Source organism: Pseudomonas sp. LBUM1647 (assembly GCF_059716175.1).
Genome location: NZ_CP166809.1, coordinates 4,285,139 through 4,301,633, shown reverse-complemented (window position 1 = coordinate 4,301,633; position 16,495 = coordinate 4,285,139). Strand labels below are relative to the sequence as shown.

Sequence of the window (16,495 nt, the reverse complement as noted above, 5' to 3'; positions counted from 1 at the left end):
AGGAGAGAAATCATGGCAGGAAAGCCAGTTGCGCGACTTGGAGACCCTGGAAGTCACGGCGGAAACATCACGACCGGCTCAAGCCCTATTTTTGTTAACACTCTCCCGATAGCCTTGGTGGGAGACATCTATTCCTGTCCCATTCACGGCAGTAATCCAATAACAACGGGTGCCCCACACGTTTTTGGACTCGGTAAAGATGTGGCACATGTCGGATCGTTAACGGCTTGCGGCGCCACAATCACAGCAGGTTCTCCGGATACATTTGTCGGCGATGCTGGGGCCAGCGGTGTCAGTAATATTTTCCGCAAGCTTTTGCAGGAAAAGACTTTCGTCGAATTTCAATTGCTCAATGACAGAGAAGAGCCGATTCCCAACGAGTCGTATGAATTGACACTGCCAGATGGCGCGGTGATCACCGGCGTTCTCGATGAAAATGGATTTGTTCATGTGCCAAATGTCCCCAGAGGAAGCTGCAGCATAAAGTTTCCAAAACTTGAAGATACGGAACATCTTTAATGGTTGATTCTACTAAGGCGTCGGGTACGACGCAGACGGCAAAAACTGTAGGGGCACCAGGCAAAACGACCAAAACTAATCAGTTGGTGGTTTCCGGTGCCTACATGGAATTACTGGTTGGCGGTCCTTACACTCGTGACAAGGAAGAGCACCTTTTTGGGCACGCGGCGCTTCATGTTGTCGTGGGTAGCAAAGACATTACGTACGATTTCGGACGATATGGAAAAACCTGGGGAACCTTTGATAGTGAAGGCGAGGGTGTATTAAATGTCTGGACCTCTTTCAAGGCTTACATTGCTGGAGAAAACAGCCTCGGGCGGACAACGACCGGTTTTGTCTACTTTTTGGAAAATACTAAGGCTGAAGCGGTGATTGCTCACTTTGATGGGGTCGTGGCGCAGAAAAAAGAGCTAAGAAAAAAGACAGCTACCGCGACACGTTACGTTTTACCAGCGAATTATCATCCAACCACCAACAATTGCACGACGGTGACAATTGATGGAGCCAAGGTTTCAGGCAAGGCGATCGTGCAGAACCCTGCCGAGTATCGAGAGATGAGAGGGCTTTCCTGGACAGAGAGGCAGGCGGCCCGCACGCAGAAATGGACTCAGGACGGCATTTTTATGCCCGCAGACTTGCAGGCTATGCTCGAAGGGAATACCGAGGCACGTTATGACAAAAAGAATGTTTACAAATAACAAGTTTCCTTTTTGGCTAGCCGGGTTGATTTTGATCAATGCGGTCGTTTTGGCATTTGTTGTGATTAATAACGTTACGAGGTCGCACGATATGAAAATGATTAAGACTAAAGAGCCGTTGCTTATTGAGGGGCCGAATGGCGATGAAAACTATTATGTGCTGCCTCTCGGCACCACACTTTATCATGACAAGAGCTTTCCTGAAGGGCATGACCGTTATGTCGTTTACTTGAATCATAAGGGTGCAATAGCACACGAAGAAGTGCCGATGAAGCCGGAATATGGAGGCTCGTTTATCGATCCGCTTTGGATGTCAAATATCGATGCCGATACGCTGAAGGAAATCTTCAAGCGCTTCCCGCTTTCCAAGGAAGATGTGGCCGCGGCCATTAAGTCTAACGGCTTCACCAGAGATGATCTCGCCGATATTATCCGGTCATTACCAGAGTAAGCGGGGGATCAGACTGAGCCTGGAAAGTTGGAAGCTTGAACGTCGGTTGTGATGCTCATTTATTTGAGTCGACGGGCTCGCTTTCCAACTCCTCCTCAATTGTCTCGCGATCTTTACCCTTGGTCTTCAACTCACTCACAATCACCGCCGCCACAATCAACCCCGCACCGACCAGCGCAATCGCCGGCAACCGCTCACCCGCGATCCGCCCGACAATCCCGGCCCACACCGGCTCACCGGCATAAATCAACGTCGCCCGGGTCGGCGAAACACTCTTCTGCGCCCAGTTCATCGCCACTTGAATCGCCGCACTGGCCGCGCCCAATCCCAGCGCGCTGCATAACAGCAGCCAGGAGAAGTCCGGAATCCTTTCCTGAGTCGGCACCACCATCAAAAACGCCAGCACCGAGGTGACCGCCAATTGCACCACCGTCACCCGTCGCACATCGACCTGGCCTGCATAGGTACTGATCAGAATGATCTCCGCCGCAATCGCCACGGCGCTGATCAACGTCGCGATTTCACCAGGGCTGAAATTGAAAGAAGCACCGGCCGGCCCCGACAGCAACATCAACCCGGTAAATGCCAACATGATCCCGATGCTCGGCATCAACCCCGGACGCCGCCCCAGCACCAGCCATTGCAGCAACGGCACGAAGGGCACGTACAACGCGGTAATAAACGCCGACTGACTGCTGGGAATGCTCTGCAACCCGACGGTCTGCAACCCATAGCCAAGCATGATCGCCACGCCGATAAAGGCCCCAGCCTTGAGTTCGAACAGCGTCAGCTCCCGCAGATGACGCCAGGAAAACAGCGCAACAATGATCGCCGCTGCGGCAAAGCGCAGACCGACGAAGAACATCGGCCCGCTGACGGTCATTGCATGCTGCACCAGCAAGAAGGTGCCGCCCCAGACCATGGTGATCAGCACCAGCACGCACTCGGCCTTGCTGAACCGCGAGAAACGGGAGGAAGTGTGAGGGGTATTCACCGACGTCATGACCTTGCGCGCTACCTGAGGGGGACGCACAATGCGCCGAATGTTGCGCAGTATACTGCCCAACCCCACCAAGTGAGCAATATAGTGCACAAAGATTCCACGCAGCGGGCTTCGGTCCTTCAGCACGTCAGCCAAAACGTTCGACGCTTGCGCCACGCCGCGGACATGAGTCAGATCGCGCTGGCCGAAAAGTCCGGGGTCAGCCGCCGGATGCTGGTGGCCATCGAGGCCGGCGAGAAGAACGTCAGCCTGACCACCCTCGACCGCGTGGCCGAAGCGCTGGACGTCGCATTCAGCGACCTGATCCAGGCCCGGGACGCACGCGACCCGAGTCGCATCAACGAAGTGGCCTGGGCCGGGAAGATTCCTGGCAGCAAAGCCGTTTTACTGTCCAAAGCCACCGCCACCCGTGAGGTGGAACAATGGGAGTGGTGCCTGCAACCGGGGGAAGTTTATCCGTCGCAACCGGATGCTGAGGGGTGGAGTGAACAGATTTATGTGTTTGAAGGTTGCCTGACGCTGATGCTGGGTGACACGCCACAGGAAATCGCTGCCGGTGAGTTCTATATGTTCGCCAGCAATCAACCCCACGCCTATCGCAACGATGGGCCAGTGGCGGCGCGGTTTGTGCGTAATGTGGTGATCTGACCTACCGTTCATCCGATATGAGTCCATACCTGTTATTTCTGACAGTAGACAATTACCTGACGCGAAGGCCAAATCGATGCAGCACTGTCAGGTGCTGCAATGATTGTTGCCGTGTGTGGCGATGATCTTCTAGCTCGAACTAAGGAGAGTTGAGAGATGGCTTATGAACTGAAAGAGATCCGCATTAATTCGGAATTGTTGGCGCCCAAAATCCTTCAGGCAGAAGGGTCGGTTATTTACAGAGAAGCGGTAAAAAATGGAGGTACGTTCCAGGTGCCGGCCATTTCACAGGCCAAGGTTGGCGACATACTATCTATTTGGCTGAAGACTTACAGTACATGGACTGAGGAACTGGTACTTACCGAGGTTCACCTGGGCAAACCACTGGATTTTAACGTGCGAGACTTTATTTTTTCCGAAGGGAACGTAGCAGTTGCCAGTTATTGGTTGCGGCAAGGTGAGGACAGGTTTAATTCACCAGAGACGAGTTATGAACTGAAAGACTGATCGTCCCCTCGGGCGATTGGCTGCACCCTTCGCCGATCCAGCACATAACAGTGAGTTTGATGACAGGTTCTGTCCGGCGAATTTCGATTTGCTATTGAGTCATCTGGATCGGCTTTTTCGTTGATTGGATATTGCCAGGCACTACTGTCCGCCTACCAACAGCTAACAAACAGTTTGTTGTTTTTCTGTAGGTGAAACCTCTCAAGATAGTTCGGTAACCTGTTGAAATTGTGTAACTCCTTTTCAGGCATGACTTCTGCAATAGGCTCTGGGTACTCACCCGAAACCCCGGAGTCGGCCTATGACAGCCTCTGCCCAACCCCCTCGCACCGCCCACGTCATCCGCTCGGACGCCGAGGCGATTGCCGTCGCCCACAAGCTTGCGGCACGCTTTGCCATCGAAGCCAGCGTGCGGGATCGCGAGCGACGCTTGCCGGTTGCCGAGCTCGACGAGTTCTCCGCCAGCGGCCTCTGGGGCATCACCGTTCCCAAGGCCTACGGCGGCGCCGGCGTTTCCTACGTGACCGTCAGCGACGTGATCAAGATCATTTCCGCTGCCGATTCGTCCTTGGGTCAAATCCCGCAAAACCACCTCGGCGTGCTCGACATCCTGCTGCAAACCGCCACCGAAGAGCAGAAGCGTTACTACTTCGGCAAAGTCCTGCAGGGTTACCGTTTCGGCAACGCCTTCTCCGAATCCAAAAGCAAAAATGCCGGTGCCTTTGAAACCCGTATCCGTTTCGATAAAGACACCGCGCAGATCGACGGCGAAAAGTTCTACTGCACCGGCGCCTTGTTCGCGCACATCGTGCCAGCGGTGGCGGTCAATGAAGAGAACAAAGCCTACATCGCCTTCATCGAGCGTGACACTCCCGGCTTGACCGTCATCGACAGCTGGGACGGTTTCGGCCAGCGCACCACGGCCAGCGGCGGTGTCACCCTGAACGCGGTGAAGGTCCCGCTCAGTGCTGTGATCCCAGCCCACAAGGCCTTTGACGAACCCACGGCCGACGGCCCGATTTCACAAATCATTCAGGCGGCCGTAGACACCGGCATTGCCGTCGGCGCCCTGGAAGAAACCAAACGCTACGCCCGCGAAGCCCGGCCCTGGATCGACAGCGGACAGGATCACGGCTGGCAGGACCCGTTCAGTATCGCTGCGATCGGCGACCTCGAATGGCGGGTCCACGGCACCGAAGCGATCCTCAAAAAGGCCGGCCGCGCAATCGACCATGCCTTGCTCAACCCCAACGAAGAAACGGTGGCCCGTGCTTCGGTGGTGGTCGCCCAGGCCAAAGTGCTGTCCACCGAGATCGCCTTGCTTGCCAGCAGCAAACTCTTCGAACTGGCCGGCACTCGCTCGGTGCTCGGCAAATACAACCTGGACCGCCACTGGCGCAACGCCCGGACGCACACCCTGCACGATCCGGCACGCTGGAAATACCACCTGATCGGCAACTACCTGCTCAACGGCGTGAAGCCTGCGCGCCACGCCTGGAACTGAGGAGCCCACCATGAACGCTTTGACTCAACCGATTGTTGCCGGGCAGCCCCTGGCCAAAAGTCAGCATGATTTGCACAACGCTCGCAGCTTGCTTGATGCGACGTTGCGTTTCGTCCGCCAGCAGGCCCAACCCACGGATGATCCTTACGTCATCAGCCGCTTCGGCGATTTGCACATCCGCATTGAAGTCGCCGCCGCGCTGCTCGAACGCGCCGAAGACTTTCTGAACAGCGTTGATGACGACACGGAAATCAGCGTCGCCATCGCCGAGTCGCACCTGGCCAGCGCGGACGCTTTAAATGCTGTCAGCAACGCCGAATTCGAACTCACCGGCCAACGCACCGTGTTGCCTGGATCGCTGCATGACCCGTTGCACCGGAAACTCCACCTCATCGGCAATTTCCGCCTCAACGGCATCCACCCCCCAAGCTTTAGGAGTGCTGTTTGATGGGCCGCGAAATTCGTCTCAACGCCTTTGACATGAACTGCGTCGGTCACCAGTCGCCGGGTCTGTGGGCGCATCCTCGGGATCGCTCGTGGCAATACAAGGATCTGGAGTACTGGACCGATCTGGCGAAAATCCTCGAACGCGGCAAGTTCGACGGTTTGTTCATTGCCGATGTGCTGGGCATCTACGACGTTTACAACGGCAATGGTGACGCGGCGATCCGTCAGGCGGCGCAGGTGCCGGTCAACGATCCGCTGCAATTGATTCCGCCCATGGCGCTGGTCACCGAGCATTTGGGTTTCGGCCTGACCGCCTCGCTGTCCTTCGAACACCCGTATCCGTTCGCCCGACGCCTGTCGACGCTCGATCACCTGACCAAGGGCCGTGCCGGCTGGAACATCGTCACCTCTTATCTGGAAAGCGGTGCGAAGAACCTCGGCCAGAAGAACCAGACCGAACACGACGCCCGTTACGACTTCGCCGAAGAGTACCTGGAGGTTTGCTACAAACTCTGGGAAGGCAGTTGGGAAGAGGGCGCCATCCTCCGGGATCGCGAGCGGCGGATCTTCAGCGACCCAAGCAAAATCCACGAAATCCAGCACATCGGTAAACACTTCCAGGTGCCGGGCATTCATCTTTGCGAACCCTCGCCGCAACGCACGCCGGTTCTCTATCAGGCTGGCGCATCCAGTCGCGGCAAACAGTTTGCCGCCGAGCATGCCGAGTGCGTGTTCGTCGCTGCGCCGTCGAAAGTGCTGCTGAAGAAAACCGTTGCCGACATCCGTCGTCGTGCTGCCGAGGCCGGGCGCGATCCGTCGAAGATTCTGATCTTTAACCTGCAAACCGTGATCCTCGGCGAGACCGACGCCAAGGCCAAAGCCAAGTTCGAGGAATACAAAACCTGGGTCAGTTATGAAGGCGCGATGGCGTTGATCTCTGGCTGGACCGGGATCGATTTCAGCCAGTTCAAACCGGATGAACCGCTCAAACACGTGCACACCAACGCGATTCAATCGGCGGTGGAGGCGTTCTCCACGGCGGACCCGAACAAGGTCTGGACGCCTAACGAACTGGCCGACTGGGTGGGCATTGGCGGTTTTGGTCCGTTGTTTGTCGGCAGCCCGGAGACCGTCGCCGACTTGTTGCAGGAGTGGGTCGAGGAGACTGATGTGGACGGCTTTAACCTGGCCTATGCATTGACTCACGAAACCTTCATCGACGCCGTGGAATTGCTGGTGCCGGAGCTGCAGAAACGTGGGGTCTACAAAACCGAATACGCACCGGGGACCTTGCGCGAGAAGTTGTTTGGGGACGGGCCGCAACTGCCCGACGTTCATCCGGGGAGCGGTTATCGGGACTTGGCAGCGTTTCAACAGCAAGAGAAGAAAGTGGCGTCCGCATAGAAGACTCGAACACCACACAAATCCCCTGTGGGAGCGAGCTTGCTCGCGATGAGGTCAGCACATCCAACATCGATGTCGCCTAATAGACCGCCATCGCGAGCAAGCTCGCTCCCACAGGGGACGGTGGTGTTTTACAGATTTCAGCCCGGCGGACCACCGCGCGCTTTTGCCCAGGAACAGGAGGTCAACCCATGAGCGTGCACGAACTCAAACGTCCACCAATCGCGGACACCACCGAGTGGCGGGTCGAAGTGCCCAAGGCTCTGGAGCAATTGCGTCACTGGGCTCAGGTCAGCCCCTTGCAACCGGCCTTGCGGCACAAACGCCATGGCCAGTGGTTCGTCTGGCGCTGGATCGATGCCTTGCGCGATGTCGAGCGTTTGGCCGACGGCTTGAGTCAGCAAGGATTCACAAAAGAATCGCGTCTGGCGGTGAGCGGTGCGTTCGAGCCGAATCTATTGCTGCTGGCCCTGGCGGCGCTACACATCGGCGGTGAGCTGCTGACCTTGCCGGACAACCTCGACCCCGAATCACTGCGCAAAAATCTATGGCGCAGCCGTCCCACTCACGCGTTCGTCCAGGACCGACAGCCCCGACAACTCTGGCTTAACGAAGGCCAATCGCTGTTGAACTTCGCTGATCTACTTGGCCCGGTTGAACCCCCGCAACGCCTGAACCGCTGGGCACAAGGCAAGCCATTGTGGAGCGAAGAGGGCACCCAATGGCAGGCCGGCCTCAGCGTTTTGCTCGAACACTGGCTAACCAGCGGCCACGCCCTGGCCTTCCCGGAAAGCCCCGGCAGTGCCAGCCGTGACCGTCGTGAAGTGGCACCCTCGGGATTGCTGTTATCGGCCGAGCGCCTGCAACTGCTGGCCGCCGAAATCGACAGACGTCTCGCCCCCCAAGGCACCTGGCGCCGACGCCTCTGCGACTGGGCCATCGCCCACCCGGAAAAAGGCCTGCAACGCCTGATTAAAAACCGCGTTCGCCGACTGCTGGGCCTTCAAAACCTGCATTTCATCTGGCAAGCCACGCGCGCCCACGACGCGCAACCTGCGCCTGCCTGGCTATCCGAATTCAAACGGGACATCGCATGAGCTCGACCGATTCCATCTTGCACGTCAGCGGTATTTCTCTGTCCTACTTTGGTACTGCTTGATGAACCTTCCGTGGGTTTGACGCCTATTATCGTCCAGGAGATTTTCGAGATGAAACATTGATCAGTGAGAACGCCATGACTGAAACCCAAAGCGGACAGGCCACCGACGCCATCCGCCACGCGGACATCCTGATCGTCGGCGGCGGCCTCAGCGGCGCAATGCTGGCGGCGCAGTTGCTGCGCCTGCCGGGCAAACGCCAGGTGCTGGTGATCGAACCCCGCGCCGAACTGGGACGGGGCGAGGCGTACAGCGCGGTCGAATTGGGCCATACGCTCAACGGCAATGCGGCGCGGATGAGCGTCGACCCGGACAACGCTGATGACCTGACCCAATGGCTGACCGAGTACATCGTGGCCGGCGGCTGGCCGGAGTCTGACGAGCAACATGTGCCGGTCAGCGAATTGTTCCCGCCCCGGGGGATTTTCGGCCTGTACGTGCAGCAGCGCCTAGCGGAAGCGCAAGCGGTGGGGGCGTTGAACGGGTCAACGGTCGAGCATGTGCGGGGCGAGGTGGTTGACCTGCAAACCCGGGACGATTCTGTGTTGCTGACGTTGAGTGACGGGCAACACTTGCAGGGCGCTTATGCCGTACTGGCGACCGGGATGTTTCCCGCCGCACGCACGCCACAGACCGAGTCCAGCGGCTTGAACGCCGCTGCGCTTGATCCGTGGGATGTCACCGCCATGCAACAACTCGATCCGCAGTCGACCGTGCTGATCATCGGTTCGGGCCTGACCATGGTCGATGCCGTGGTGTCGCTGGAACAGGCCGGGCATCGCGGGCCGATCGAAGTGTTTTCCCGGCATGGCTTGCTGCCTCATGTGCGTCGGCAACCTCCGGTCTGGGTGGATTTTCTTGCCGAGGATCGGAGCATTCGCACTCCGCGACAGCTGGTGCGCGAACTGCGTCGGCATTGCCGGGACGCCATCGCTCAAGGCATTGACTGGCAGGCGCCGCTCGACACCGTGCGAGCGCATATCGGCCGCTTGTGGAATCAGGCGACAGACGTGCAGCGTAGGCAGTTCGTGCGGCATGTGCGGCCGTGGTGGGAAAGTCATCACCACCGCTCGCCGCCGTTGAGTGCCGAACTGGTGGCGCGGCTGCACAAGGAAGGGCGGTTGCGGATTCAGGCCGCGTCGTTCAAAGGGTTGGAGCCTTCCTCGGGCGGTGAAGTCAGTATCCGCATCCGCCGTCGGGGTGAATCAGAAACTACCGTTGTCAGCGGCGCGGCGTTGATCAATTCCAGCGGCATCGAATACGACTGGCGACGGGTCGCTCGACCGCTGCCACAGCAACTGCTGGCGCGCGGACTTGTCCGGCCGGGGCCGTTGGCGCTGGGGATTGCAGCGGCACTCGACGGTGCGGTGCTGGATGCCGATGAACACGCCGCCAGCCGTCTGTTCGCCATGGGCCCACCGTTGCGCGGCATGTGGTGGGAAAGCACCGCAGTGACTGACGTGGCGAGTCAGGCCAAGGCGCTCGCCGCTCGCCTGGCAACAACGTCGCCCCTGTAGCAGCTGCCGAGCCTGCGAGGTGTGGTGAGGGGATTTAGCGAAACGTCGCACCGCCCCGTTCGGCGGCGAAGCCGTCGTATTCCATTGGACGCGGTGTGGCTGGAAAAATAGGGGCCGCTTCGCAGCCCAACGGGGCGGTGCGACGTTTCGCTAAATCCCCTCGCCACGGGCCGTTGATCAATAACGCTGATACTTCGACCCGAACTCAGGGCGGTTTTCAGCGACGTAGAGTGTGCTCGCCTGGCTGTCTTTGTGATCAACGCCGACGGTGTTCACGTTCAGTGTGGCCGGTTGGCTGACTTTGGCCACTGCAACGACTTGCGAGGTGGCGTGAGGGGCGGCGATGGCGGAGGTAGCGCCAAGAACCGAAAGGGCGAATCCAAGACCGATGATGCTTTTCATGATGGTGCTCCAGAGCGTGGGGAGAAGATGTGGCCACTGTAGTGCTGGAGCATCGCGATGAAAAAACACCCTGACGCATAGTTGTTATCGAGAGCGTTGATCCATCGTCAGCGGGGTGGGTTGTCGCTGAGCCAGCGCTGCTTGAGTTGTTCCAGGCGCCCATCGCGGTTCATCTCGTCCAGCGCCTGTTGCCAACGCGCGACCTGGCTCGCATCGGTCTGCGGGGAAAACGCGATGTAGGTGCCTTGCTTCATCAGCGGCATCTGATAGTGCAACTGGCTGGGCGCCAAGCCTTCTTCCCGGGCGAGGGTGGCGATGGAGAGGGTGTCGGCCACCACAAACTCGATGCGGCCCAGACGTGCCAGACGCATCATTTGTTCGGGCGTTTCCACGCCGTACAGATTGCTCAGACCCTGCTTGCGCAAGTAGTCGTAAGCCAGCCATTTTCGCGGGACGGCGATACGGCCCAGGCTGCTGACGTCCTGCAAACTGCGCACCGGTTGCTGGGTGTTCGCGGAATACAGCGCCGTTTCCACGTCCATCAGCGGTCCGACCCACTGGTACTGGCCCTCGCGCTCGGCGGTGCGTAACACGGTAAACACCCCGGTGGCAGGCTCGGTCGTGGCGACGTGCAGGGCGCGCAGCAAAGGGACTTGTTGCAAGTGCACCTGGTCGCCGGTGCGTTCGGCCAGTGCCTGCACCACGTCCACGCCAAACCCCACCAGTTGGTTACCTTGTTGAAAATGCAGGGGCGGATGGTTGTCGGTGAGCAGGTTCAGATCAGCCGCGAGCGCCGTAAAGGTCAGGAAAAACAACAGGCAACCGGCAATGCGCTTCATGAATCGTCCTTGATGAAATGAAGCGCAAATCTTAGTACGGGCGAGGTACAACTGTCCCGAGAAATTGTCGGACTATTGCGTCTGATTTCAGGACTTATGGGTGTCATGCATGGGTGGATGCAGATTGCTTTTGTCTGACGGAACACAGTCAAATGTGGGAGCGAGCTTGCTCGCGATGGCGGTGTGTCATTCAACAATGATGCTGACTGACAGTCCCTCATCGTCGGAACGCCGCCCGGAGCAAGCTCGCTCCCACATTTGATCTCTGCCGCTGTGTAGATCTCGATCAGTACCGCTGATATTTCGAGCCGAACTCAGCGCGGTTTTCCGCCACGACCACACCACCGCGCAGGGCGTTGCTCGGGCTGACCGATGCCACACGTTCGCGCAGTTCTTGCAGACGGTCGGCACCGCCTTCGGCCACGCGATTCTCGATCAGACGATCGGAGCCGCCTTCCACCAGCAGTTGTTGAACCTGGCCAGGGGACGCAGCATTGCCGGTGTGGGCCGACGCCAGGCTCGACAGGCCGAGACCACTAACCAGTGCCAGACCGAGTGCCAGGGACGAGACTTTCGAGAAGTTGAACATGGGTGATTCTCCGTGCGTTTAGTTTGAGTGGGTCGGTAGCTGCTGCTATCCGGTGATCACAGTTAAACGCTCGGGTGTATCGGTGATGTGTGCTCGGACAAGCCGAAATCGGTGTCTGCGTATCTGTCGCGGGTTCTTATACAGACGGATACAAAACCCTATGAAAAAGTCTACTCAGGTTCTGCTGGGGGAGAGCTTCATGATTCTGCGCCAAGCAATTCCACCGGGTAGGAGAACACGTAGCCTTCGCTGCGCACGGTTTTGATGTAGGTCGAGTCCCGTGAGTCATCCATCAATCGTTGGCGCAGACGGCTCACCAGCAAATCAATCGAGCGGTCGAACAGGTCGGCGTCGCGACCCTGGGTCAGGTTGAGCAACTGGTCACGGCTGAGCACCCGTTGCGGGTGATCGAGGAACACCCGCAGCAGACGGTATTCGGCGCCACTGAGGGCCACCATCGTGCCGTCTTCGTCGAGCAAGTGCCGGGCGGTGGTGTCCAGGCGCCAGCGGCCGAAGCCCAGCAGCCGGCCGCTTTCGGTGATCAGCAGGTTGGGCGGCAGCATCCGAGTGCGGCGCAACACGGCGTTGATCCGCGCCAGCAGTTCGCGGGCGGCAAAGGGTTTGGTCAGGTAGTCGTCGGCGCCCATTTCCAGGCCGAGAATGCGATCGGTTTCGTCGTTGCGTGCGGTGAGCATCAGGATCGGCGTGGCTTTGTGTTTGCCCGAGCGCAATTCGCGGCACAGCAGCAAGCCGTCATCGCCGGGCATCATGATGTCCAGGACGATCAGGTCCACCTGATTGGTTTCCAGAAAGCTGCGCATCTGCCGGCCATCGGCGACGACGGTGGTGCGCAGGCCGTTCTTTTTCAGGTAATTGCCGACCAACTCGCGAATCTCCCGGTCGTCGTCGACGATCAGGATGTGGTTCACATGTTCCATCGCTCAAGCCTCTTGTTATTCGCTTTGTATCGCACTGTATCTCGCGCCCCCGGAGACACCTTACGCCTTATTAATTCCGGTTCTACGACACATGGCAGATACCTCGGGCCGATTAAATGGGTTCCATCGAGACAAGACGACTTGCCTCACAACCAATGCCCATTGCAACCCTGAGGAAATCACCATGAACTGGAACAAACTGATTGCCGCCAGCTTCTTCGCGGTCCTGAACGTTGCAGCCTTTTCGGCCCATGCCGATGTTCAAGCGCCGTCGCAGACAACTTCTCACGGCACCCACCTGGATATCAAGAAAGTGGTTTCCATCGTCGACAACGGCGGCGGCAATTGCGGCATTGTCGATGCCCGCCTGAGCTACCTCGATTCCAGCGGCACGCAGAAAGTCCTCGATTACAGCAAATTCGTAGAGTGCGGCAATCAGGGCGGCTGATCTTTCCACTACGCTCATCGCTGTCGAAAACGACGAACGCGCAGTCTGCTCACCAAGCCGCGATGGCTGACTCTCGTCGTCCAAAACACCCGGTCAATGACTTCCAGGGAAATCACCATGAAGATGAATGTGTTGAGCAAAAAAAACGACTCACGTCGTCGTTTCTTTGGCCCATCGGTCCTCGCTTTCGCGCTGATGCAGTTAGGTGCCCTTGGTGCTGCCCATGCGCAAACCGCGACGCCAGAGCCAGTGGTGGCCAGCGCTGGCACCCTCAAGGCGGACTCGTTCGGCCCGCTGAAGCATGTCAACGCCGGGTTGCTGAATGTGTCTTACGCCGAAGTCGGCCCCGCCGATGGTCCGGTGGTGATTCTTCTGCACGGTTGGCCCTACGACATTCACAGCTATAGCGAAGTGGCGCCCTTGTTGGCGGCCAAGGGTTACCGGGTGCTGATCCCGTATGCTCGGGGCTACGGCGACACGCATTTCCTGTCCGACAAGACTGTTCGCAACGGCCAGCCCGCCGCGTTGGCCAGTGACGTCATCGACTTTATGGATGCGCTCAAGATCAAGAAGGCGGTGCTCGGTGGCTACGACTGGGGCGCGCGCTCGGCGGACATCGTTTCGGCGCTCTGGCCGGAGCGGGTGGAGGCGCTGGTCTCGGTGAGCGGCTACCTCATCGGCAATCAGGCCGCCGGCAAGAATCCGTTGCCGCCCAAGGCCGAGCTGCAATGGTGGTACCAGTTCTACTTCGCTACCGAACGCGGCCAGGCCGGTTACGAAAAAAATCGCCACGACTTCGCCAAGTTGATCTGGGAGCTGGCATCGCCGAAATGGAACTTCGACGACGCCACCTTCGACCGCAGTGCTGCCGCCCTGGAAAACCCTGACCACGTCGCTATCACCATCTTCAACTATCGCTGGCGGCTGGGCATGATTCAGGGCGAACCTCAATATGAAGCGCTGGAGCAGCGGCTGGCCAAGGCCCCGGTCATTACGGTGCCGACCATCACCATGGAAGGTGATGCCAACGGGGCGCCACATCCGGCTGCCGAGGATTATGCCAAGCGCTTCACCGGCAAATATGAGTACCGACTCATCAACGGCGGCATCGGCCACAACTTGCCGCAGGAAGATCCGCAGGCCTTTGCCAAGGCGATCATTGATGCGGATCACCTATAAACCACTGTGGGAGCGAGCCTGCTCGCGAATGGCGGTGTGTCAGTCAACATCATGGTTGAATGACACATAGCTATCGCGAGCAGGCTCGCTCCCACAGGGTTGTTTGATGGTGCCTGCTACGCAACCACTTGATAACACGGCACATACGCCGCGCCACCTGGCAGTTTCATCCGGTGCTGGGCGACGAAGGCCTTTAGCAGTTGATCCAGCGGTTGCATCACCGCCGCGTCGCCACGGATCTGGTACGGCCCGTGCTCTTCGATCAGGCGGATGCCCTTGTCCTTGACGTTGCCGGCGACGATGCCGGAGAACGCGCGGCGCAGGTTGGCGGCCAGTTCGTGGGCCGGCAGGTTGCGGCTCAGTTTCAGATTGGCCATGTTTTCGTGGGTTGGATCGAACGGACGCTGGAAGCCTTCGTCGATCTTCAGCAGCCAGTTGAAATGGAACGCGTCATTGCGCTCGCGGCGGAACTGTTTGACCGCTTTTAGACCTTGAGTCATTTGACGCGCGACTTCAGCCGGGTCGTCGATGATGATCTCGTAGTGTTGCTTCGCAGCTTCACCCAAGGTGGCGCCGACAAACGCATCCAGTTGCTCCAGATACGGCGCGGCATGTTTCGGTCCGGTCAGGACCACGGGGAAGGGCAGGCCGGCGTTGTCCGGGTGCATCAGGATGCCGAGCAGGTACAGGAACTCTTCGGCCGTGCCGGCGCCGCCCGGGAAAATGATGATGCCGTGGCCAACGCGGACGAAGGCTTCCAGACGTTTTTCGATGTCCGGCAGGATCACCAGTTCGTTGACGATCGGGTTCGGCGCTTCGGCAGCGATGATGCCCGGCTCGGTCAAACCGAGGTAGCGGCCGCCGTGGATACGCTGTTTGGCGTGGGCGATGGTCGCGCCTTTCATCGGGCCTTTCATCACGCCAGGACCGCAACCGGTGCAGATGTCGAGGCTGCGCAGGCCCAGTTCGTGGCCGACTTTCTTGGTGTATTTGTATTCTTCGGTGTTGATCGAGTGGCCGCCCCAGCACACCACGATCTTCGGCTCGACGCCGGGGCGCAGGGTGCGGGCGTTGCGCAGCAGGTGGAACACGTAGTCGCTGATGCCCTGGGAGGTGCTCAGGTCGATGCGCTGGGCGTCGAGTTCGTTTTCGGTGTAGACGATGTCGCGCAGGGCGCTGAAGAGCATTTCCCGGGTGCTGGCGATCATTTCGCCATCAACGAAGGCGTCGGCCGGGGCGTTCAGCAGTTCCAGGCGTACGCCGCGGTCCTGCTGGTGAATGCGGATTTCGAAGTCCTTGTAGGCTTCGAGGATGGTTTTTGCATTATCGACATGGGCGCCGGTATTGAGGATGGCCAGGGCGCACTGGCGGAATAAGGTGTAGGTGCTGCCGGATCCGGCTTCGCTCAGTTGCTGTACTTCACGTTGAGAAAGGGTTTCCAGACTGCCTTTTGGGCTGACCGAGGCGTTGATTACTTGTCGTTGGGTCATTCAATGATCCTTAAAACGATGCCATTCATACAGGCAAATGGCATCCGAATAGTATGGTTCCATGAAAGAAGATGGCACGAACTGCGCTGTATCGCCATTTCCCCGTTTGACGATGAAAAGATGAAAAGGAGCCTCAGCATAGCTAAATCCCCTGCAGAGGCGATAATGCCCCGCAGCCTTTTTACCCATGCCCTCAAGGAACCCCGTCGCGATGTTCGAAATCCAGCCGCAGAACCCCGAACGCTATCGAAGCCAGACGCGACGCAGCACGATAATCATAGCCTTGATTTTCCTGGCCCTGGCGATGGTGTTGTCCACCACGGCGGTGGCGCTGTTCGGCGAACCCGGTGGCGACAATCTGCGATTTAACGTCGGCGGCGTGTTCGTGGCGGTGCTGCTGATGGCAGCGTTGATGCGGGGCGCGTTCTGGACCCAGCCATGGATGGCCCCGGCGGTCTATGGCTGGCAGCTCAAGCGCAGCCTGATGAGCATCACCAACGTCATGCATCAGGTGACGGCGGCGGTGGAGAAGGAGGATCCGACGGCCATGAAGCTGCTGCGTTTCTACCATCTGGGGTTGAGTCAGATGCACGAGTTGGACGGCAACTCCATTGATCACAGCCAATTGACCCGCGAGATGGATCAGCACAAGGCGCGGATGGAAGCGCTGGGCATCGAGACTGATCAGACGCAATTGAATCCCGCCTGGATCGAGGCCGTGAAGCAGACGCCACGGTAAAGCATTGGATCTAATG

The 16,495-nt window shown here is 58.6% G+C and carries 19 protein-coding genes and 1 pseudogene; 14 read left to right on the top strand and 6 right to left on the bottom strand.

From position 1 onward, the window contains the following. The first annotated feature begins 12 nt into the window (after positions 1-12). The 3 genes from ACA059_RS19595 (at position 13) to ACA059_RS19585 (ending at position 1,668) form a co-directional block, all read left to right on the top strand. A complete protein-coding gene (locus ACA059_RS19595) occupies positions 13-519 on the top strand; it encodes a PAAR domain-containing protein (RefSeq protein WP_134417153.1) in 507 nt (168 codons plus the stop codon). Beyond that, complete coding sequence (locus tag ACA059_RS19590) at positions 519-1,217, top strand: hypothetical protein (RefSeq protein ID WP_497630623.1); 699 nt, start codon at positions 519-521, stop codon at positions 1,215-1,217. Before ACA059_RS19595 ends, ACA059_RS19590 begins: the two co-directional genes overlap by 1 nt. 91 nt (positions 1,218-1,308) lie before the next feature. Then, on the top strand, positions 1,309-1,668 hold the full coding sequence (locus tag ACA059_RS19585) for a hypothetical protein (RefSeq protein WP_497630622.1): 360 nt from the start codon (positions 1,309-1,311) through the stop codon (positions 1,666-1,668). Between the two features lie 55 nt (positions 1,669-1,723). Here ACA059_RS19585 and ACA059_RS19580 read toward each other — a convergent pair whose 3' ends face one another. Beyond that, complete coding sequence (locus ACA059_RS19580) at positions 1,724-2,761, bottom strand: DMT family transporter (protein WP_497630621.1); 1,038 nt, start codon at positions 2,759-2,761, stop codon at positions 1,724-1,726. Here ACA059_RS19580 and ACA059_RS19575 point away from each other — a divergent pair. The 8 genes and pseudogenes from ACA059_RS19575 to ACA059_RS19540 all read left to right on the top strand — a co-directional run bounded on the left by ACA059_RS19575 (position 2,756) and on the right by ACA059_RS19540 (position 9,855). Beyond that, the gene (locus ACA059_RS19575; RefSeq protein WP_497630620.1) at positions 2,756-3,319 is read left to right on the top strand and encodes a helix-turn-helix domain-containing protein; all 564 of its coding nucleotides are present in this window, start codon (positions 2,756-2,758) and stop codon (positions 3,317-3,319) included. The two genes, ACA059_RS19580 and ACA059_RS19575, sit on opposite strands and share 6 nt — an antisense overlap. Positions 3,320-3,475: 156 nt before the next feature. Beyond that, a complete protein-coding gene (locus ACA059_RS19570) occupies positions 3,476-3,826 on the top strand; it encodes a hypothetical protein (RefSeq protein ID WP_497630619.1) in 351 nt (116 codons plus the stop codon). 301 nt (positions 3,827-4,127) lie between these two features. Then, positions 4,128-5,330 carry an SfnB family sulfur acquisition oxidoreductase gene (locus tag ACA059_RS19565; protein WP_497630618.1) on the top strand — a complete coding sequence of 401 codons (1,203 nt, stop codon included), beginning with the start codon at positions 4,128-4,130 and terminating at the stop codon, positions 5,328-5,330. 10 nt (positions 5,331-5,340) lie between these two features. Continuing rightward, complete coding sequence (locus tag ACA059_RS19560; RefSeq protein WP_497630617.1) at positions 5,341-5,778, top strand: acyl-CoA dehydrogenase; 438 nt, start codon at positions 5,341-5,343, stop codon at positions 5,776-5,778. After that, positions 5,778-7,181, top strand: coding sequence for an LLM class flavin-dependent oxidoreductase (locus ACA059_RS19555; protein ID WP_497630616.1), 1,404 nt, complete (start codon positions 5,778-5,780; stop codon positions 7,179-7,181). Before ACA059_RS19560 ends, ACA059_RS19555 begins: the two co-directional genes overlap by 1 nt. Positions 7,182-7,372: 191 nt before the next feature. Next, a complete protein-coding gene (locus ACA059_RS19550; protein ID WP_497630615.1) occupies positions 7,373-8,278 on the top strand; it encodes an AMP-binding protein in 906 nt (301 codons plus the stop codon). Positions 8,279-8,305: 27 nt separating this feature from the next. Further along, positions 8,306-8,392 (top strand): annotated as a pseudogene (locus ACA059_RS19545) (ABC transporter ATP-binding protein); the annotation flags it as partial. A gap of 23 nt (positions 8,393-8,415) precedes the next feature. Beyond that, positions 8,416-9,855, top strand: a complete 1,440-nt coding sequence (locus tag ACA059_RS19540; RefSeq protein WP_497630614.1) for an FAD/NAD(P)-binding protein — start codon at positions 8,416-8,418, stop codon at positions 9,853-9,855. Positions 9,856-10,032: 177 nt separating this feature from the next. On the opposite strand, the gene ACA059_RS19535 is transcribed toward ACA059_RS19540, so the two are convergent. From ACA059_RS19535 to ACA059_RS19520, 4 genes are all read right to left on the bottom strand, one after another. Further along, the gene (locus tag ACA059_RS19535; RefSeq protein WP_497630613.1) at positions 10,033-10,257 is read right to left on the bottom strand and encodes a hypothetical protein; all 225 of its coding nucleotides are present in this window, start codon (positions 10,255-10,257) and stop codon (positions 10,033-10,035) included. A 107-nt stretch (positions 10,258-10,364) separates the two neighbouring features. Beyond that, positions 10,365-11,096, bottom strand: coding sequence for a substrate-binding periplasmic protein (locus ACA059_RS19530; protein WP_497630612.1), 732 nt, complete (start codon positions 11,094-11,096; stop codon positions 10,365-10,367). Between the two features lie 286 nt (positions 11,097-11,382). Then, positions 11,383-11,685, bottom strand: a complete 303-nt coding sequence (locus ACA059_RS19525) for a phage infection protein (protein ID WP_415769667.1) — start codon at positions 11,683-11,685, stop codon at positions 11,383-11,385. 197 nt (positions 11,686-11,882) lie between these two features. Beyond that, complete coding sequence (locus ACA059_RS19520; RefSeq protein WP_347804727.1) at positions 11,883-12,623, bottom strand: response regulator; 741 nt, start codon at positions 12,621-12,623, stop codon at positions 11,883-11,885. Between the two features lie 184 nt (positions 12,624-12,807). On the opposite strand from ACA059_RS19520, the gene ACA059_RS19515 reads away from it, so the two are divergent. Further along, positions 12,808-13,071: a DUF2790 domain-containing protein gene (locus ACA059_RS19515; RefSeq protein WP_497630611.1), complete on the top strand. Its 264-nt coding sequence runs from the start codon at positions 12,808-12,810 to the stop codon at positions 13,069-13,071. Positions 13,072-13,188: 117 nt separating this feature from the next. Next, positions 13,189-14,250: an alpha/beta fold hydrolase gene (locus tag ACA059_RS19510; protein ID WP_497630610.1), complete on the top strand. Its 1,062-nt coding sequence runs from the start codon at positions 13,189-13,191 to the stop codon at positions 14,248-14,250. Between the two features lie 116 nt (positions 14,251-14,366). Here the strand turns inward: ACA059_RS19510 and ppnN are convergent, their stop codons facing one another. Continuing rightward, positions 14,367-15,740, bottom strand: a complete 1,374-nt coding sequence (gene ppnN, locus ACA059_RS19505) for a nucleotide 5'-monophosphate nucleosidase PpnN (protein ID WP_008151729.1) — start codon at positions 15,738-15,740, stop codon at positions 14,367-14,369. 211 nt (positions 15,741-15,951) lie between these two features. Between ppnN and ACA059_RS19500 the strand changes: the two genes are divergently transcribed. After that, entirely contained in the window at positions 15,952-16,479 is a 528-nt protein-coding gene (locus tag ACA059_RS19500) for a DUF3087 domain-containing protein (RefSeq protein ID WP_497630609.1), read from the top strand. The last annotated feature ends 16 nt before the right edge of the window (positions 16,480-16,495 follow it).